The 16,798-nt window shown below is 67.9% G+C and carries 19 protein-coding genes; 11 read left to right on the plus strand and 8 right to left on the minus strand.

Annotated features, from left to right (window positions below):
- Positions 1 to 7: 7 nt before the first annotated feature.
- A complete protein-coding gene (locus EBN03_RS17550; protein WP_158675660.1) occupies positions 8 to 1,024 on the minus strand; it encodes an RNA polymerase subunit sigma-70 in 1,017 nt (338 codons plus the stop codon).
- A 231-nt stretch (positions 1,025 to 1,255) separates the two neighbouring features.
- Between EBN03_RS17550 and EBN03_RS17555 the strand changes: the two genes are divergently transcribed.
- Entirely contained in the window at positions 1,256 to 1,837 is a 582-nt protein-coding gene (locus tag EBN03_RS17555) for a dihydrofolate reductase family protein (RefSeq protein ID WP_122189143.1), read from the plus strand.
- Between the two features lie 107 nt (positions 1,838 to 1,944).
- Here EBN03_RS17555 and EBN03_RS17560 read toward each other — a convergent pair whose 3' ends face one another.
- From EBN03_RS17560 to EBN03_RS17570, 3 genes are all read right to left on the minus strand, one after another.
- The gene (locus tag EBN03_RS17560; protein WP_122189144.1) at positions 1,945 to 2,409 is read right to left on the minus strand and encodes a hypothetical protein; all 465 of its coding nucleotides are present in this window, start codon (positions 2,407 to 2,409) and stop codon (positions 1,945 to 1,947) included.
- A 191-nt stretch (positions 2,410 to 2,600) separates the two neighbouring features.
- Positions 2,601 to 3,344, minus strand: a complete 744-nt coding sequence (locus tag EBN03_RS17565) for an ABC transporter permease (RefSeq protein ID WP_122189145.1) — start codon at positions 3,342 to 3,344, stop codon at positions 2,601 to 2,603.
- A 2-nt stretch (positions 3,345 to 3,346) separates the two neighbouring features.
- Positions 3,347 to 4,288 (minus strand): ABC transporter ATP-binding protein, encoded by a 942-nt coding sequence (locus EBN03_RS17570; RefSeq protein ID WP_122189146.1) that lies wholly within the window; start codon positions 4,286 to 4,288, stop codon positions 3,347 to 3,349.
- A gap of 109 nt (positions 4,289 to 4,397) precedes the next feature.
- Between EBN03_RS17570 and EBN03_RS17575 the strand changes: the two genes are divergently transcribed.
- On the plus strand, positions 4,398 to 5,567 hold the full coding sequence (locus tag EBN03_RS17575) for a sensor histidine kinase (protein ID WP_122189147.1): 1,170 nt from the start codon (positions 4,398 to 4,400) through the stop codon (positions 5,565 to 5,567).
- Complete coding sequence (locus EBN03_RS17580; protein ID WP_122189148.1) at positions 5,564 to 6,211, plus strand: response regulator; 648 nt, start codon at positions 5,564 to 5,566, stop codon at positions 6,209 to 6,211. Before EBN03_RS17575 ends, EBN03_RS17580 begins: the two co-directional genes overlap by 4 nt.
- Positions 6,212 to 6,325: 114 nt before the next feature.
- Here EBN03_RS17580 and EBN03_RS17585 read toward each other — a convergent pair whose 3' ends face one another.
- The gene (locus tag EBN03_RS17585; RefSeq protein ID WP_122189149.1) at positions 6,326 to 6,694 is read right to left on the minus strand and encodes a winged helix-turn-helix transcriptional regulator; all 369 of its coding nucleotides are present in this window, start codon (positions 6,692 to 6,694) and stop codon (positions 6,326 to 6,328) included.
- A gap of 56 nt (positions 6,695 to 6,750) precedes the next feature.
- Between EBN03_RS17585 and EBN03_RS17590 the strand changes: the two genes are divergently transcribed.
- Together EBN03_RS17590 and EBN03_RS17595 are read left to right on the plus strand one after the other, a co-directional pair.
- Positions 6,751 to 7,479, plus strand: coding sequence for an NAD(P)-dependent oxidoreductase (locus EBN03_RS17590; RefSeq protein WP_122189150.1), 729 nt, complete (start codon positions 6,751 to 6,753; stop codon positions 7,477 to 7,479).
- Positions 7,480 to 7,878: 399 nt separating this feature from the next.
- Positions 7,879 to 9,186 (plus strand): FAD-binding oxidoreductase, encoded by a 1,308-nt coding sequence (locus EBN03_RS17595; RefSeq protein WP_122189151.1) that lies wholly within the window; start codon positions 7,879 to 7,881, stop codon positions 9,184 to 9,186.
- Between the two features lie 144 nt (positions 9,187 to 9,330).
- Here the strand turns inward: EBN03_RS17595 and EBN03_RS17600 are convergent, their stop codons facing one another.
- Positions 9,331 to 9,897, minus strand: a complete 567-nt coding sequence (locus EBN03_RS17600) for a PadR family transcriptional regulator (RefSeq protein WP_122189419.1) — start codon at positions 9,895 to 9,897, stop codon at positions 9,331 to 9,333.
- Positions 9,898 to 10,020: 123 nt separating this feature from the next.
- On the opposite strand from EBN03_RS17600, the gene EBN03_RS17605 reads away from it, so the two are divergent.
- From EBN03_RS17605 to gabT, 4 genes are all read left to right on the plus strand, one after another.
- Complete coding sequence (locus EBN03_RS17605; RefSeq protein WP_122189152.1) at positions 10,021 to 10,437, plus strand: nuclear transport factor 2 family protein; 417 nt, start codon at positions 10,021 to 10,023, stop codon at positions 10,435 to 10,437.
- A complete protein-coding gene (locus EBN03_RS17610) occupies positions 10,434 to 11,231 on the plus strand; it encodes an SGNH/GDSL hydrolase family protein (protein WP_122189153.1) in 798 nt (265 codons plus the stop codon). Before EBN03_RS17605 ends, EBN03_RS17610 begins: the two co-directional genes overlap by 4 nt.
- A 180-nt stretch (positions 11,232 to 11,411) precedes the next feature.
- Positions 11,412 to 11,786, plus strand: coding sequence for a PLD nuclease N-terminal domain-containing protein (locus EBN03_RS17615; RefSeq protein WP_122189154.1), 375 nt, complete (start codon positions 11,412 to 11,414; stop codon positions 11,784 to 11,786).
- Positions 11,787 to 12,097: 311 nt separating this feature from the next.
- A complete protein-coding gene (gene gabT / locus EBN03_RS17620) occupies positions 12,098 to 13,441 on the plus strand; it encodes a 4-aminobutyrate--2-oxoglutarate transaminase (RefSeq protein WP_122189155.1) in 1,344 nt (447 codons plus the stop codon).
- A 27-nt stretch (positions 13,442 to 13,468) separates the two neighbouring features.
- On the opposite strand, the gene EBN03_RS17625 is transcribed toward gabT, so the two are convergent.
- Complete coding sequence (locus EBN03_RS17625; RefSeq protein WP_122189156.1) at positions 13,469 to 14,308, minus strand: SigB/SigF/SigG family RNA polymerase sigma factor; 840 nt, start codon at positions 14,306 to 14,308, stop codon at positions 13,469 to 13,471.
- Between the two features lie 353 nt (positions 14,309 to 14,661).
- On the opposite strand from EBN03_RS17625, the gene EBN03_RS34590 reads away from it, so the two are divergent.
- Positions 14,662 to 14,817, plus strand: a complete 156-nt coding sequence (locus tag EBN03_RS34590; protein ID WP_199742857.1) for a hypothetical protein — start codon at positions 14,662 to 14,664, stop codon at positions 14,815 to 14,817.
- Between the two features lie 39 nt (positions 14,818 to 14,856).
- Entirely contained in the window at positions 14,857 to 15,570 is a 714-nt protein-coding gene (locus EBN03_RS17630) for a DoxX family membrane protein (RefSeq protein ID WP_158675661.1), read from the plus strand.
- Between the two features lie 220 nt (positions 15,571 to 15,790).
- On the opposite strand, the gene EBN03_RS17635 is transcribed toward EBN03_RS17630, so the two are convergent.
- Positions 15,791 to 16,723 carry a nitroreductase/quinone reductase family protein gene (locus tag EBN03_RS17635; protein ID WP_158675662.1) on the minus strand — a complete coding sequence of 311 codons (933 nt, stop codon included), beginning with the start codon at positions 16,721 to 16,723 and terminating at the stop codon, positions 15,791 to 15,793.
- Positions 16,724 to 16,798 lie beyond the last annotated feature (75 nt).

Here is a 16,798-nt window from a genome sequence, read left to right on the forward strand (position 1 = left end):
TCACCGGTCATGCCGCCGCGGGCAGGTCGAACAGGTCGAACAGTGCCGGGTTCAGCATGAACACCGCGATCTCGTGAATGCCCGCGGTGTCGAGGGTGAGGACACCGATGCCGAACGGTTCGTAGCGGGTGTGGTCGGCCGATCGGAGGTACAAGCCGAAGGCGGGCTGGTTGTTCGCCGCGGTCGGCAGGAGTCGGATGTGGCTGCCCACCTTGGCTCGGGCCAAGGAGTCGTCGGGCATGGGGCTGGCCAAGAAGGTGGCGATGGCGGCCGGTCCTCGGTACCACGTCCGATAGGGCGGCATGACCAGCCGGGCATCGTCGGCGAGCAGGCTTGCCAATGCGTCCATATCGGCGGCCTCCCACGCCTGCACCAACTTCTGCAATGTCGTGCGGTCGGTGTCTGTCGAGGAGGTGAGCGTGTCGGCGCGGTCGGGTATGTGTGCGGCCAAGGTGGCTTGGGCGCGGTGCAGGGCCGAGTACACGGCGGTGGGGGTCATATCCAAAGCGGTTGCTGCTTGTTTGGCGGGCCAGGACAGGACATCGCACAACAGGAGCACGGCACGTTGGCGGGGCGGAAGTTGTTGGATGGCGGTGAGGAATGCCAACTGGATCCGCTCCCTGGCCAGGACCGAGTCCTCGGCCGAGCAGGCTTGCCCGAGCAAGGAGTCCGGGTAGGGCTGCAGCCAGGGGATGTCGGTAGGCGCGCCGGGCGGCACGGTTCCGGCTTCGGCTGCCTCGGATATATGGGTGGGCCACAGTCGGCGCTTGCGGCGACGCAGCGCATCCAGACACGCGTTGGTCGCGACCGCGTACAACCAGGCACGGAACGTGCTCGTGCCCGCATATTGCCCGATCCGGGTCCAGGCGCGCAGCAGTGTCTCCTGGACAGCGTCTTCGGCGTCCTCCGCGGAACCGAGCATGCGGTAGCAGTGCACATGTAGTTCGGGCCGGTGCGGTGACACCAGCTCCTCGAATGCCCGCTCCGACCCTGCCCGGGCGTGCTCGACCAGCAGCTCACTCATGTCTGTATGACGTCCTTCCGGTCGAGGATTCGTCGGTCCCCCCGCACGTTTCTCGCGCCGGTCGCAGCGGGCCGAGTCCGTCCGACCAAATGAGTCCGCGGTCGGCGTCATATGAGTGACACCACCAGGAGATGGAGGCACTCACATCGACACAAACCAAAGACGAACCGCAGCAGGACATAGGAATCGGCGGTCTTGTCGGGCCGCTTACCCGAACAGGAGACAACAACCATGCGTAAGGTGATCGCGGCTTTCAAGATCTCGGCCGATGGGAAATACGGTGGGCCGGATGGATACGCGGACTGGGTCGAGAGCTGGCCTGAGGACTTCGGTTCGTGGCTGACGACGCAGATCGATGCGTGTGTGCTCGGTGCGGAGTTCTATCCGCTGTACGAGCAGTACTGGTCGCAGGTGGAGGCCGCGCCGGATGAGATTCACCCGTTCAGCGGACGAATGCCGACGGCGGAAGATGTCGAGTGGTCCGGGTTCGCGGCGAAGACCCCGCACTACGTGGTGTCGAAGACGCTGAAGTCGGTGACGTGGCCGAACACCCGGATACTGCCGGACCTGGACGCGGTGGCGGCGATGAAGCGGGAACCCGGCAAAGACATCTACCTGATCGGCGGCCCGTCGATCGCAGGCGCCGCCATCGACGCGGGTCTGGTGGACGAGCTGCGCCTCATCGTCTATCCGCTGATCGTAGGGGACGGCAAACCGTTGTTCTCGTCGGCGGCGCGGCACGCCATGCAGCTACACACAATCGAGCAGCTGCCGGAGGGCCGGTTGAGCATGGTGTACGGGATCGGGCAGTAACCACTTTCGACAGCGAGCCGGGCGCGGAGTCCCGAGCTGGTCGGCGGGTGGTGGGTGCGTCTCCCGCGCACCTACCACCCGCACAGCCCAGGTGGTCACGGAACCGGTCAGCCGCAGTGCGACGGGCCACCACCAGCAGAGCCGCCGTTGTTGGCGCCGCCGAATGAGCCATACCAGTAGATGCACGTGTGCGGGGCGTACCAGTAGACAGGGCCTGCATAGTACGAGTACGAGCCCGCGTCGATGTCCATATTGTTGCTCACGCCGTGGAACGGAAACCCGGGCAGGCCGGAACCGAGACCCCCGGTACCCACCGCTGCCACCAGCGCTGTCGGCGTCCCGATCTGTGCCGTCTTCCAGGTGACAACGCAATCGGTGGAACCGTTGTACATCAACCAGACGGTCGCATTCGCTTCGATGTTCCCGTGGTCGATCGCGTAATATCCGGCGCCGCAAGCCGCTTCGGGCGAAGAGGCCGCCGCCGCGGGTCCGCCCGCCACTACCGACGCGACAAAGAACACAGCGGCCGCGAACCCCACGGCCAGCCGTGCCCGTAGCTTCAGAATTTTCATAGGTACTCCCTTGTCCCGCAACACATCCGCCGAGCGCTTGCCGCGCCGAGTGTGACACTCCCGCACGACATTCCCCCGAACTGGGAAGGTCCGCGACCGATGCGTACACCCACGACATCCACTGGGAGCGGTCCCCGGCAACGCGCCTCGACGGAACAGCATGATCCGGGTGCGAGATCCGGCCGTACCGCTCAGGAGTCCCTGCGGCGCAAGGTTTCCCATCCGGCCCAAATCGCCGCCGCAGCCCAGACGCCGGTGACCGCGAGGCCGGTCCAGGGGCCGAGTGTTCCCGATGGGGCATGGACGAGAACCTGACGGCCGGCCCGGTCGGGAAGAAACTGGATCAGGCCGCTGTGGCGAGTGACATCGCCGAGCGTGAACGACAGCAACAGTACGACGGGAACGAGAACGCCCATGGCGGCCGCGGCGTTGCGGAACATGGTGGCAAGACCGGCGGCGAACAGGGCGATCAGCGCCAAGTAGATCGCGCATCCGACGATCGCGCGCCACGCCGCCGGATCGTCGGCCCGGACCCGGTATTGCCCGAGCAGTGGCTGCCCGGCGAAGAAGCACAGCGCTGCGGTGGGTAGCCCGGCCAGCAGTGTGCTCGCGCCGATCACTACGAGATTGGCCGAGTACACCAGGCCCCGACGTGGTACCGCGGCGAACCAGATGCGTGTGCCGTCGTGCCGGAACTGGGCCGCGGCGCAGACGGCTCCGACGCAGATGGCGGCGAGCTGACCGAAATTGACGCCGTAGAAGGAGACCGACAGCGCATCGAAACCTGGCTTGCCGGCGTCGTGCTTTCCGAGACCGGCAGTCCCGGCCAGCGAGAACCCCACGGTGGCCGCGACCATCAGTGCGACCAGGCCGCTCGATACCGGCAGGGATCGGGCCTTGATCCACTCGGAGTGCAATACAGCTGTGAAAGACATTGTCACATCACCTTTTCCGGTGCGGTTCGAGAAGAAGTGGCGGGCGTGAACTCGACGGCGTCGGCGGTCAGAGCGAGGTATGCCTGTTCGAGGGTTCCTGCCTCGTCGGCTAGTTCGAGGACCGGTACCGCGGCCCGGACCAGCACCGGACCGACCGTGTCGACCCGGGCGCCCGGGACGTACCAGCACCCTGGCTCGCCGGGGAAAGGATCGAAGCCCGCGCCGGCGAGGACGGTGAGCAACGGTTCGGGTGCGTCGGTGCGGATCCGGACACGCGGCTGGGCGTAGTGATCGATGAACTCACCGACGCTGGTGTCGGCGAGGATCCTGCCGCGTCCCAGCACCACCAGATGATCGGCGAAGGAAGCGGTTTCGGTCATCAGATGGCTGGAGACGAACACTGTCCGCCCTTCGGCTGCCAGGCCGCGCAGGGTGGTGCGCAGCCAGATGATGCCTTCGGGATCGAGCCCGTTGGACGGCTCGTCGAGCATCAGGACCGGCGGATCGCCCAGCAGTGCCGCGGCGATGCCGAGTCGCTGACGCATGCCCAGCGAGAACGTTTTGATCCGTTTGCGGGCCACCGCTTCGAGACCGACTTGCCCCAGTACTTCGTCCACCCGTCGGCGGGGAATTCGGTCGACGGCGGCGAGAGCCGACAGGTGCCCGAGCGCGGTCCGGCTCGGATGGATGGCGAACGGGTCGAGCAGGGCGCCGACCACCTGCTGCGGATGGCGTTCGGTGGTGAACGGGCGGCCGCCCACGGTCGCGCGGCCGGATGTCGGCCGGTCCAACCCCAGGACGAGCCGCATCGTCGTGGATTTTCCAGCGCCGTTGGGGCCGAGGAATCCCGTCACCCGTCCGGACCGGACCGAGCACGTGATCCGGTCCACTACCCGTTTCGGCCCGTAGTCCTTGGTCAGTTCGTGAAGGTCGATGGTGGTCATGAACCTCAGCCTGGTCGGGCGCTGTGGCGGTGTCTTCCCGCTGTCGGGTGAACGATCTCCCCCATTCAGGTGAGCCGCGGTCGCGGGGGCCGCTGGCAGGATGAGGTCCATGATCAGTTCGGTGGCGGCGCGCCTGTCGAACCCGGTGACGTATTCGCGCGGGCTGCATCTCGCGCTGCCGCTCGCCGTCGTCGCGGTGTGGCTGTTCATCGACCGCAACCACTGGTATGTGCCGGCACTGCTCGCGGTGCCGGTCGGGCTCATCCCGGCAACCCGGACAGCGGAAGGCCTACAGGCACAACTGTTCTTGGGCCGCCACGAACACGATTCGATCACCGCGGCTCGTTCGGCGGACCGATCGGACCGCTGGCGGACCGTGCTGTGGCTGGAGGTCCGCCTCGGGTTGAGCGCGATCCTGCTGGCGACGTGTGTGCCGGCGGTGTTGCTGGTCCGTGACCTGGTGCGCGCGACGGCCGGGCGTCCACCCGCCCACGACGCGATAGCCCGAATTCCACACCCGCACTGGTGGTATGCGCTTCTGGTTCCACCGATCGTCGTTCTGGTCGGTGGAATCATCGTAGGCCTCGGTGATCTCGTCACGGCCGCGGCGCGCACTCTGCTCGCTCCGTCCGCGGCGCAACGGTTACGGGCCCTGGAGGAGTCCGCGGAGCAGTTGCTGGAGCACAACCGGATCGCGCGCGAACTGCACGACTCGATCGGCCACGCCCTCACCGCCGCCGTCCTGCAGGCCGCGGCCGCCCGAGCCACCGGCGACGCCGAGTTCACCGAACGCGCGCTCACCGCTATCGAGGACACCGGCCGGGCCGCACTCGAGGATCTGGACCGGGTCCTGCTCGTGCTGCGCGAGCCGCATCGGCCGACCCGGGAAAGACCGGCACTGACCGACGCCGAGCGCCTGTTCGAAGCGGCCCGGTCCGCGGGGGCGGCGGTCGACGCGACCGTCGTGGGCCCGCTACAGCTGGTTCCGGGCCCGATCTCCAGGGAGGGCTACCGCATTCTTCAGGAGGCCGTCACCAACGCGATGCGACATGCCGGACGGGTGCCGATCACGGTCCGGGTCCGAGCCGAGCCGGACCGCCTCGATCTCGATGTCGCCAACGAACTGATCGGCCCGGTATCCGCTGGGCCGGGCACCGGGCTACGCGGCATTCGCGAACGTGCCGAACTGCTCGGCGGAAAGGCACGATTCGGCGTCGACGGCGACAACTGGCGCGTGCGGGTCGAGCTGCCGATACAGGTCCGGGGGGTGACCGGATGACGGTAACGGTCCTGCTCGTCGACGACGAGCCGCTCGCGCGGGCAGGCCTGCGCGCGATCCTCGACGCCCAACCGGACATCGATGTGGTCGGCGAGGCCGCCGACGGCGTGGCGGTCATCCCGCTGCTCAAACAGCTGAATCCCGACGTGATCGCCATGGATGTGCGGATGCCGTTGATGGACGGGATCGAAACGACCCGCGCGATCCTGCGGTCCAGCGCCCGCCCGCCGAAGATCTTGGTGATCACCACCTACGAGAACGACGATTACGTCTATGCCGCGTTGCGTGCCGGTGCCGACGGATTCCTCCTCAAGCGCGCCCGCCCGGTCGAGATCGCCAACGCGGTGCGGACAGTAGCGGCCGGCGACTCACTGTTGTACCCGGCCGCGGTGCGCTCGCTGGCTGCCGGGCGCGGGAACCACCGTGCGCGTGAGCGGCTCGTTCGGGCCGCTCTCACCGACCGGGAGGAAACCGTGCTCCTGCTGATGACCCGTGGACTGTCCAACCGGGAAATTGCCGGTGAACTCCGAATCGGACCGGAAACCGTCAAGACTCATGTCAGTGGAATCCTCACCAAGCTCGGCACGCGGGACCGCACCCAGGCGGTGATCCTCGCCTACGAGTCCGGCTTCATCGACCGCTGACCCGTAGATTTCGGGTGGCTCGCCCCCCACCCACCGCACAGGCGAGTCCGCACAACGACTTTCGCGCTCCGATCGAGAACTACCGGTACCCGCGTGCCCTCCGGACGGCGTCGTTCACCCGGTTGTGCTCCGGCGGCGGTGCGCCAGGAGCTCGGCGAGATGGCGATCGCTCCATTCGCGCATGGAGTCGATCAGCGGCACCAGACTGCGCCCGAGCTCGGTCAGCTCGTACTCGACGTGCGGCGGGTTCGTCCGGTGATCGAGCCGGGTGACGAGACCGTCGCGGGTCATGTCACGCAGGGTCTCCGTCAACACTTTCGCCGTCACCGTACCGAGCACCTGCCGCAGGTCACCGAAGCGCTGCGGTCCGTCCAGCAAACTGACCACGACCATCCCCGTCCACTTGCCGCCGACCTGGAACGGGAACGCGGCCATCGGACAGGCCGGATCGATCCGCTCGCCGGCCCGGGGTTCCGTGGTCATGTCCGAGCCTCCGGTTTCGTTGAAGTAACCAGCTTCTCGACGATACCGTCGCCCGCATGTCACCTGACCAGCACAGCGGAACGATCGTCGTCTTCGGTGCCGGCGGCCGCGCGGGCCGAGCGATCCTCGACGAGGCGCTGCGTCGAAAGCACCACGTAACAGCCGTCGTTCGCAACCCGGACCGCCACCGCGGCCTCGCCGCGCGCGGCGCGGGAGTCACTGTCGTAGCCGGCGATCTCACCGACTCCGCCAGCGTCGCTTCCGTATCGACCCACCTGTCGCCACGACGAGTCACCGCAGTGGTGAACGCCGTGACACCCTTCAGCGCCCCACCCGAGTCGTTCGCCGATTTCGACCCCGACTACTACGTGCACGCGGTCGAGAACCTCATCCGCGCAGTGCCGTTCACACAATGCCGGGTGATCGAAATCGGCCTCTCCGCCACCCTGCGGACGACCGAAGGCCGACTGTTCGAGAATCCCACCGCATTCCCGAACCACCTGCGCCCCTTCGCCGAAGCGCGACTGCGCGGACTCCGCGCCTGGCAAAACCAGGCCACCGACGTCGACTGGCTCGTCCTCACCCCACCTCCGGCCCTGTCACCGCAGGCACCGTCGACCGGCTGCTACCACTTGGCCGACGACCGACTCGACCCCACCGCAGCAACAACTCCACTCTCCTACCCCGACCTGGCTGTCGCAGTCCTCGACCAGATCGACACCCCCACCGCCCACCACCGCCAAGTGACCGCCTACGGCCTACCCCGATCTGCGCCGATCCCCTAGTTGGGGACCACCACAGACTGCAATTGATCGGCTGAAGCCTTGGAATGTCGGGGGGAGTTTCCAGGTCTTGCCGAACTGGGGCTGCCGCGTACCGCGCGCTGACAGCGGCTGTCAGCGCACAGTACGCGCCGCGCTGGATCCTCGGGACACACATCCCACCGATCCAGGAGTGCACATGCCCCTTCCATCGAGCACGGAACCCGTTGTTTCCGTGCGTAATTCCCGTCGGCGCCGCGGCACGGCAGGCGCAGTACTCGGCGCCGGGTCCATCAGGTCGGTCGGCGGCCATCTGCTCGCCCCGCAGCGCACGGCACCGGGCTTCGGCCTCCCCTACCGGCCGCGCGGCGAAGCCGAGGCCGCTGGCACGTCGTGGTGAATACCTCAGCGAAGGGAATACTCATGTCACACACCACATTGCGATCCGCGGTACGCGGGCGAGTGCTGCTGCCGGGCGACGCGGAGTTCGACAGCGCACGCACGCCGTGGAATCTGACTGTCGACCAGCCGGTCGCGGCGGTCGTACAGGTCGAGGACACGGATGATGTTGCCGCCGTTGTCCGCTACGCCCGCGACGCGGGCCTGTCGGTGACCACGCAGCCCAGCGGCCACGGCGCTTCCGGCAATGCCGCGGGCACGGTCCTGGTGCGCACCCGCCGCCTCGATCGGGTCGAGGTGGACCCGGTGCGGCGACTGGCCCGCGTCGGCGCGGGCGCCGACTGGGGTCAGGTGCAAGCGGCGGCCGGTGCGCACGGTTTGACCGGCCTGGCCGGAAGCTCCCCGGTGGTCAGTGTCGTCGGCTACACCCTCGGCGGCGGATTGTCGTGGTTCGGCCGCACATACGGTTGGGCGGCCGACAGCGTCCGAGCCTTCGAGATCGTCGATGCCGACGGGCAGCACACCCTTGTCACCGCGGAATCCGACCCGGAACTGTTCTGGGCATTGTGTGGCGGCGGTGGGGATTTCGCGCTGGTGACGGCGATGGAGTTCGACCTGTTTGCGGCGCCGGACCTCTACGGTGGCTTGATCGCTTGGCCGGCCGCGCGGACCGAAGCGGTCCGCGACGCCTTCCTCGACATCACCGCGCACGCACCCGCCGAGCTCACGGTCTGGCTCAACCGCCTCGAACTGCCGCAGGCACCCCCGATGATCGCGATCGCCGCCGCTTATCTCGGCGAACCGGCGCGCGGTCGGGAACTACTGCACCGGCTCGACACGATCGACGGCCCGCTCGCGGACTCGCGCCGGGAGTTGTCCCCCGCCGACGTGGGTGCCATCGTCACCGAGCCGACCGCTCCGGCCCCCGGACTGCTCCGCACCGAACTGCTCACGACACTCGACGAGTCCGCCGCCGAGATTCTGCTGCGCGCGCCCATCGATCCGATGTTCGGCATCCAGCTTCGGCACCTGGGCGGCGCGCTCGCCGAGCCCACTCGGGGCGCGGTGCCGCCGTTCGCGGAGCCGTATGCCGTGGCGCTGCAGGCCGTCGGCTCGGACCCCGGCACCGTGGCCGCGGTCGAGACCACGCAGAAACGCATCATCACCGACCTGGGCGCGCGGGTCAGCGGACGCAAACCGTATACCGCCCTGTCCCCCGGCGACACTGTCACGGAGGTGTTCGATGCCGAGACCTTGAATCGGCTGCGCGAGGTCAAGCGGGTCCGCGACCCGCACGGCGTATTCCGGGCCAACTTCCCGATTCCCCACTGAGCGTTCGGTTTCGAGCCCGCGGGCGGTGCCGTCCCCATTTCTCGGCCGTACAGGTAGGGCGACACAGGTCGTCCTACCTGTACGGCGCAACGGGATTGCAGATCGAGCGCCACACAGCGGAAATCGGGCCCGGGGGTGCGGGATTCACTCCACCGGGGCGGAAATCCTGCGGTCGAGCACCGACAGGGCGAACTCTGCCCAGCGGACGTTCTCCTGCTCGAAGGCGATGCCCCGCAACAACGTCAGATACGGGCCCACCCGCTCGGCTTCCTCCAGGTAGGCCGGTTCGCTGCGGCCGTTCAGCAACCGCGTCCGAAGGCGTTCGTAGCGAGCGAGTTTCGCCTTCGCCCACGCGAGCTTCTCGGCCACGGCGGCCCGCACCGTCGGCTCGTCGTCGGCCTCCATGCCCTGGACCTTGACCATCAGCTCGTCCCGGATCGCGGTCGGTTTGACCGGATCCGCGACGAACTCGCGCAGTGCCGCGCGGCCGGCCGGCGTGATCGTGTGCAGTCGCTTGTTGGGCCGCCGCTCCTGCAGCACGACCCGGGTTTCGATCAGGCCCGCGGCCGCCATCCGCTCGAGCTCCTTGTACAGCTGCTGCGGGGTGGCCATCCAGAAGTTGGCGACCGAGGCGTCGAAACCCTTGGCGAGGTCGTAACCCGACGCCTCGCCCTCCAGCAGCGCGGCCAGTACCGCGTTCCGTAGCGCCACGCGCACAGCCTATCACCAGAAGTGACTATTCAACTTGATTACCTCCTCGGCATAGACAACGTGGTTCTACGCAGATAGCCTGCAGCAGAAGTAGACAAATAGTTGACTATGAAAAGGTGAGGCATGCATCCCTTCCGGGCAGCCGTAGAAGCGCGCGACGAGTCGGCCGTCGAGGCCCAGCTGGCCGACAATGTCGTGTTCACCAGCCCGGTGGCGTTCGCGCCCTACCCGGGCAAGGCCATCACCGCGGCCATCCTGCGCGGCGTGCTGCGCGTGGTCGAGAACTTCCACTACGTCCGGGAGATCGCCGACGCGAACGGGCGCGATCACGCCTTGGTCTTCGAGGCCACCGTCGCCGGCAAGCAGATCACCGGGTGCGACTTCCTGCATTTCGACGAGGACGGCAAAATCGACGACTTCATGGTCATGGTGCGCCCACTGTCGGCAGCTCAGGCCCTCGCCGCGGGCATGGCCGCGGAGTTCGAGCGCATCAAGGCCGAAGCCACCGCCGAGCTCGAGCGCGTGGCGGCCCAGGCGTGAGCGCGCCGCGATTCCGCCGCTACGTCGCCCTGGGCGACAGTCACACCGAAGGCGTCGGCGACGGTGACGACCACACCGGAGTACGCGGTTGGGCCGACCGGCTCGCCGACCACCTCGCGGGCGTCGAACCGGAGCTGACCTACGCCAACCTGGCCGTCCGCGGCCGGCTCGCCGGCCAGGTCCGCGCCGAGCAGCTCGACGCCGCGCTCGCGCTGCGCCCGGACCTCGCCACCGTGCTCGCCGGAGTCAACGATCTGCTGCGCGGCGAGTTCGACGCCGATGCGGTCGGGGCACACCTGGACGCGATGTTCACCGCGCTCATCGCGCAAGGGGCGACAGTCGTCACGTTCACCGTCCCGGACATCACCAGGGTCATCCCCGCCGCGCGCCCGCTCGGCGGCCGAATCGTCGCACTCAACCGGCACCTTCGAGCCGCCACGCGGCACGGCGTCGTCGTCGCGGACATCGCGAGCCACGGCGTCGTCACCGACCCGCGCCTCTGGAGCACAGACCGCCTGCACTGCTCACCACTCGGCCACGAGCGGATCGCCGCCGCGCTCGCCGAAGCGCTGAATGTTCCCGGCGTGGACAGCAGTTGGAGCGATCCGCTGCAACCCCCGCTCCCCCGCCGCACCGCCCTCGCCACCGTCGGAGGCGAACTTCGCTGGGCCACAGCGTTTCTCGCCCCCTGGCTCGGGCGCCGGATCACCGGCAGGTCCTCCGGCGACGGACGCAGCGCGAAACGCCCTCAGCTACAGCCGGTTCGGCCAGCGCTGCCGTTCGAGGCACGGTGATCCGGTCCCGCTGTGGAGCCGCCGGGTTCGGCCGCGCTGTGGCGGTAGCGCCCGGGCCCGCAGCGGCAACACGGCTCAATCCGGTTGTCCCATCCGGATTCTGCGGACTAAGGTCTGCGTGTCGCGATCTGGGGCGCACTGCCGATACGGTCGAACGACGGCGAAGACGGAGGGGAATCAGTGCCATACGAAGTAGCGGGCCTGGTCACGTTGGCACTGTGGGTGTTCTGCCTGATCGACATCATCACCTGTGACGAGGTGGGCATCCGTCACCTCCCCAAGGGGTTGTGGCTGTTGATCGTCATCCTGATCCCGACCATCGGCGGCCTGCTGTGGCTGATCCTCGGCCGGCCACAGTTCGACAGCCGCCGGCCGCGGTCCACGACCCGGTACGCCGAGTACGACCGCCCCGGCCGCTACGTCGCCACCGACCCCGCCGCCGATGAGGAATTCCTGCGCGGACTGCGCGAACGGGCCGAATCCCAACGCGCCGAAGCGCGCCGGCAGGAAGCCGAGCGTCAACGGAAGGCCCAGGAAGCCGGCGAACAGGGCTAGACCGAGCTTCGGCGGCGCGGAGTTCGCAACCCGAACGGCGTCGGCGCCACGGCTCGATGAGCGCGGACACCGTCATCGGCTGATCCGACCGTGCCGGTCGGCGCGCCGCCGGCGAGCACCAGAAGGCGGCCGAGACTGCGCCAGTCAACTGGGGAAGAGTCGCCGCGGCGGCCGGTTATCGGTTCGACCTGCTCCGTTCAGCCCAGCGCGCGCGAGTAGAGTCGGGGCGAGCTCGCCTCCGGCCGGGCGCTGGTGTGCGCAGCTGTGGACACACGTGGTACAGCGACCGCCCACGATCGAGGGAGCGCACCATGACCGAGGCCGTCTTCCGGCTGTCGCAACAGCGCAGGGTCGTCACCGAACTGCCCGGACCACGCTCGGCAGCGCTTGCCGCACGCCGCGCCGCCGCGGTGCCGGCGGCGGTCGCTTCCTCGGCGCCGGTGTACGTCGCCGACGCCGACGGCGGTGTGATCGTGGACGTCGACGGCAACTCACTGATCGACCTCGGTTCGGGTATCGCGGTGACCGGTGTGGGCGCATCGAATCCGGCAGTCGTGGCCGCCGTCGCCGAGCAGGCCGCCCACTTCACGCACACCTGCTTCATGGTCACCCCTTACGAGGGTTATGTGCGAGTCGCCGAGGGCCTGGCCGCGCTCACCCCCGGCACCCACACCAAACGCACCGCGCTGTTCAACTCCGGTGCCGAAGCGGTGGAGAACGCGGTGAAGGTCGCACGCCTGGCGACCGGCCGCACGATGGTCGTAGCGTTCGATCACGCCTACCACGGCCGCACCAATCTGACGATGGCCCTGACCGCGAAGAACATGCCGTACAAGCAGAACTTCGGGCCGTTCGCGCCCGCGATATACCGCATGCCGATGTCCTACCCGTACCGCGACCACCTCCCCGGTCCCGAAGCGGCGCAGCGTGCGATCGAGCAGATCGAGCGGCAGCTCGGCGCCGGTTCGGTAGCCACGATCGTCATCGAACCGATCCAGGGTGAGGGCGGATTCATCGTGCCCGCCCCCGGATTCCTTCCGGCGCTCGCGAGGTGGGCCACCGCGCAGGGGGTGGTGTTCATCGCGGACGAGGTGCAGACCGGTTTCGCTCGCACCGGGACCTGGTTCGCGTGCGAGGACGAGGGCATTGTGCCCGACATCATCGCGATGGCGAAGGGGATCGCCGGCGGGATGCCGCTGGCGGCGATCACCGGCCGCGCCGAGCTGATGGACGCGGTGCACACCGGAGGGCTCGGCGGCACCTTCGGCGGCAACCCGGTGGCCTGCGCCGCCGCCCTGGCCGCGATCGAGGTGATGCGGAGCCTCGATCTCCCCGCCCGGGCTCGGGAGATCGAGGCCCTGGTGCTGGATCGGCTCGAGACCTGGGCCGCCGAACTCGACGTGGTCGGTGACATCCGTGGCCGGGGCGCGATGCTGGCGGTGGAGCTGGTGCGGCCGGGCAGCGCGGACCCTGCCCCGGAAGTCGCGAATGCTGTTGCCGCTCAGGCGCTTTCCGAAGGTGTCATCGTTCTGACCTGCGGCAGTTACGGCAACGTCCTGCGGTTGCTGCCACCGCTGGTGATCACCGACGAGCTCCTCACGGACGGACTCGATGTGCTCGAACGCGCGCTGCGCGCCTACGGCTCGCGTGACTGACGACGCTGTACCGGCCGAGAACGGCCTTCACGCGGCCCGCAAGGCTTCCGGTGGCTGGGCGTGATCGCGAAGTTCGGTGAGCGTGCGTGACAGCAGGCGCGAGACATGCATCTGCGAGACGCCGATTTCCTGGGCGATCTCGGCCTGGGTCTTGTTCTCGCCGAAACGCAGGACGAGGATCCGGCGCTGACGTTCGGGCAGTGCGGTGAGCAGCGGGCCGGCGGTCAAGGATTCCTCGACGAGGGAGTAGCCCGGGTCTTCGACGGACAAGCGGTCCAGACGAGACGAGGTCTGCTCGCTGTCGCCACCGAGGACGCGGCCGCCGGTGTCGAGCGAATCGGTGGTGTAGCAGTTGTTCGCGATCAGCGCCTGGGTCACCTCGGCCAGGTCGACATTCAGATGCGCTGCCAGTTCCCGCGCGGTCGGCGCATGTCCGAGCCGCTGCGACAGTTCGGAGATCGCGGCGGCCAGGTGCTGCTGCACTTCCTTGACCCGGCGTGGCACGCGCACAGCCCAGGTACTGTCACGGAAGTACCGTTTGACCTCGCCCATGATCGTCGGGACGGCGAACGACAGGAACGTCGAGCCGTTGGCCGGATCGAACCGGTCCACCGACAAGATCACGCCGACGGCCGCGATCTGGGTCAGATCGTCGACCTCGACGCCGCGGCCGCTGTAGCGCCGGGCGATGTGCTCACCCAGCGGCAGGCATCTTTCGATGATCTCATCACGCAACCGCCCGTGTTCGATTCCGCCTTCCGGCAGCGACGCCAGCTTCCGCAGGCAAGGCTCGATATTGTCGTACGAATTACCTTCGTCCGTGTCGTCGAACGAAGTACCGGACTGAGCTGCATATTCAGTTGACATATCCAATACCTCACTGTGGGATCCGAGGATTCCGGGGTGTATCTGATTCGTTATATACCCCCTTCCATCCTCCGGAAACGTCACAGCGGTGCGGACCGGTGCGGGACACGGCTGCGCACAGGGCCACAATCCGCACGAATTCCGTTGCCGACCTGCGGATTCCGCGCCAGCGTCCGGGAGCGACGCCGAGCCGGATTCATCTGGGACTACAGCGATCGGATCGGCATCGAGCGCGGCGGGGAGGACCCCCAACGAGCACAGCAGAACCACCCGAAATCCGGTCGAGCGGGTTTGGTCAGCGCGGAGCCGGGAACTGCCGGGAGGTCACAATCGCCCACTACCAAGGAATTCCCATGATCACTCTCGGGCTCGCATTGCTCATTGTCGGCATCCTGCTCGGCATACCACTTTTGACCACTATCGGAAGCATCGCGTTGATCGCGGGCGTGGCCTTGGCGCTGCTCGGCGCGGCCGGCCGGTCGGTCGGCGGGCGCACCCACTACTACTGATCCGACCGTCCCGGAAAGGACTTCATGATGCTTCGACGATTGGCCCGACAACTGCTCGCCGGGGCGTTCATCGCCGGCGCGATCGACACCGTGATCGCGCCGCGCACCCGCATCGAATCCGCGCGCGAACTGATGGATCGCGGCGTGCCCCTGCTCCCCGACCGCCTGTCCCCAGTGCGGTCGCCCGATCCGGCACAGGTGGTGCGCATCACGGCGGCGGCGCGGGTCGGCGGCGCGATGATGCTGGCGACGGGGCGGGCGCCACGGTTGGCAGCGCTGATCTTGGCCGCCGCGACCGTACCCGCGGCGCTCACCGAACAGGATTTCTGGAACGAGGACGACCCGGATCGCCGCTCCGCCAAGCGCATCGCGTTCTGGAAGGACGCGGGCCTGCTCGGCGGCACGCTCATCGCCGCCGCCGATTCCGGCCCCGCACCTTCCCTGGGATGGCGGGCCCGCCGCAGAGCGGACGCACTGCTGCACAGCGGTTCCGACCGTGACGAGAGCCGCGTCTCGCGGCTGGCCGAGGCGGTCGCCCAGCAGGCTCCAGCCGTCTGGGAAATCGCGCGCGACAAGGGTGAACACGCCGCCGGCGTGACGCGCGAGAAGGGCGAGCTACTGGCCGCTGTCGCCCACGACAAGGGCGGGCAACTGGCCGAAATCGCCCGCCGCAGAGGCGAACAGTTCGGGCACGTGGCCCGCGACACGGGCGGTCGACTCGCCGCCACCTACGGCGGCCACGCGATCGCTTAGTCCGCAGCCGTTTCGGCAACCCGTGTTCGCACCGCTCGATGGCGGTCGTGCCGACGACCGACACGCAAACCTGCCGACAGAACTGTGTGCAGCGCAGCCAGACCGGTGCCTGGGCCCGGCACGCCTCTCGCGGTGCCGGGCCCCCCTGGATCCTGCACCAGTCCCTTGCGTCATGGAAGGTGGCTGCAGCCGCAGTCGAGCGCGGCGCCCTGTGGCCTGACTACTGTTTGTCGTCGAGTTGCAGGATCATGCTGCGCATGGTGGTGTAGCGGACCAGGTTCTCGGTGACATCCTCGGCTGTCTGCTTGCCGATGTCGGATCCGAATGCCGCGCCGAGGGCGTCGAGATCATCCCAGTCGAGCATGGCGACGAGGTAGTACGGTTCGCCGATCACCGGTGTCATGTTGTGGCTGGTCGTGTATCGCCGCAGCCCGGGAAGTTGCCGGGCCAGGGGGATGTGGACCTCGCGATAGTGGCGTTCGAATGCCTCGATGTCGGAGGGCGTGTCGTACATGACTACGAATCGCGCGATCTGTTCGGTGGTCTGTCGGGGTTCCGCGGTTGTGCTCACGTGTTCGACTCCTGTGGTGTCGGCGGGAACGGCCGCCCGGCGTGTTCGGTCGGCTCGATACACCGACGAATGACCGACGACGGTATCGACAACTGTCGTGGAGTCGGTGCTGTCCGGTTCGATGCGGCGCAGCACGATCATCGGAATCCGTCGGCGGGTGACCTGCTGGTACTGCGATGCTGCCGGGTTGAGCTGAGCCATCAGCTCGAACAACCGGTCCCGTTCGCCGCCTTCGGTATCGATTGCCCGGACCTGGAACGATTCCGACCCCACCTGCACTTCGGCGGTCCCGGCCGCCATCAGATTGTGGTACCACCCCGGATTGACCGGGGCACCGGACTTGGAAGCCATCACCACGTAGTCCTGGCCGTCACGCAGGAAGGTGAGCGGCGTTGTCCGGACTCGGCCGGTCCTCGCGCCGACGGTGGTGAGCAGCAGTATCGGCACGTGCTCGAACAGTCCTGTCAGCCGGCCGTTGTCAGCCAGGTACTGCGCGATCAACAGTCGATTGAACTCCTCCATGGCTACGGGGTCGGTTCGCGCCAAGTGCGGTGAAATGTCGGGAAGTATGTCGCTGGACATGGGGATCGCTCCTGCCGTCATCGGGATCCGATGCTGTCCCGACGTCCGGCGACCGCGCCGATCGACATCCCGGCA

The organism is Nocardia stercoris (assembly GCF_003696265.1).
In the GTDB taxonomy this organism is placed as follows: domain Bacteria; phylum Actinomycetota; class Actinomycetes; order Mycobacteriales; family Mycobacteriaceae; genus Nocardia; species Nocardia stercoris.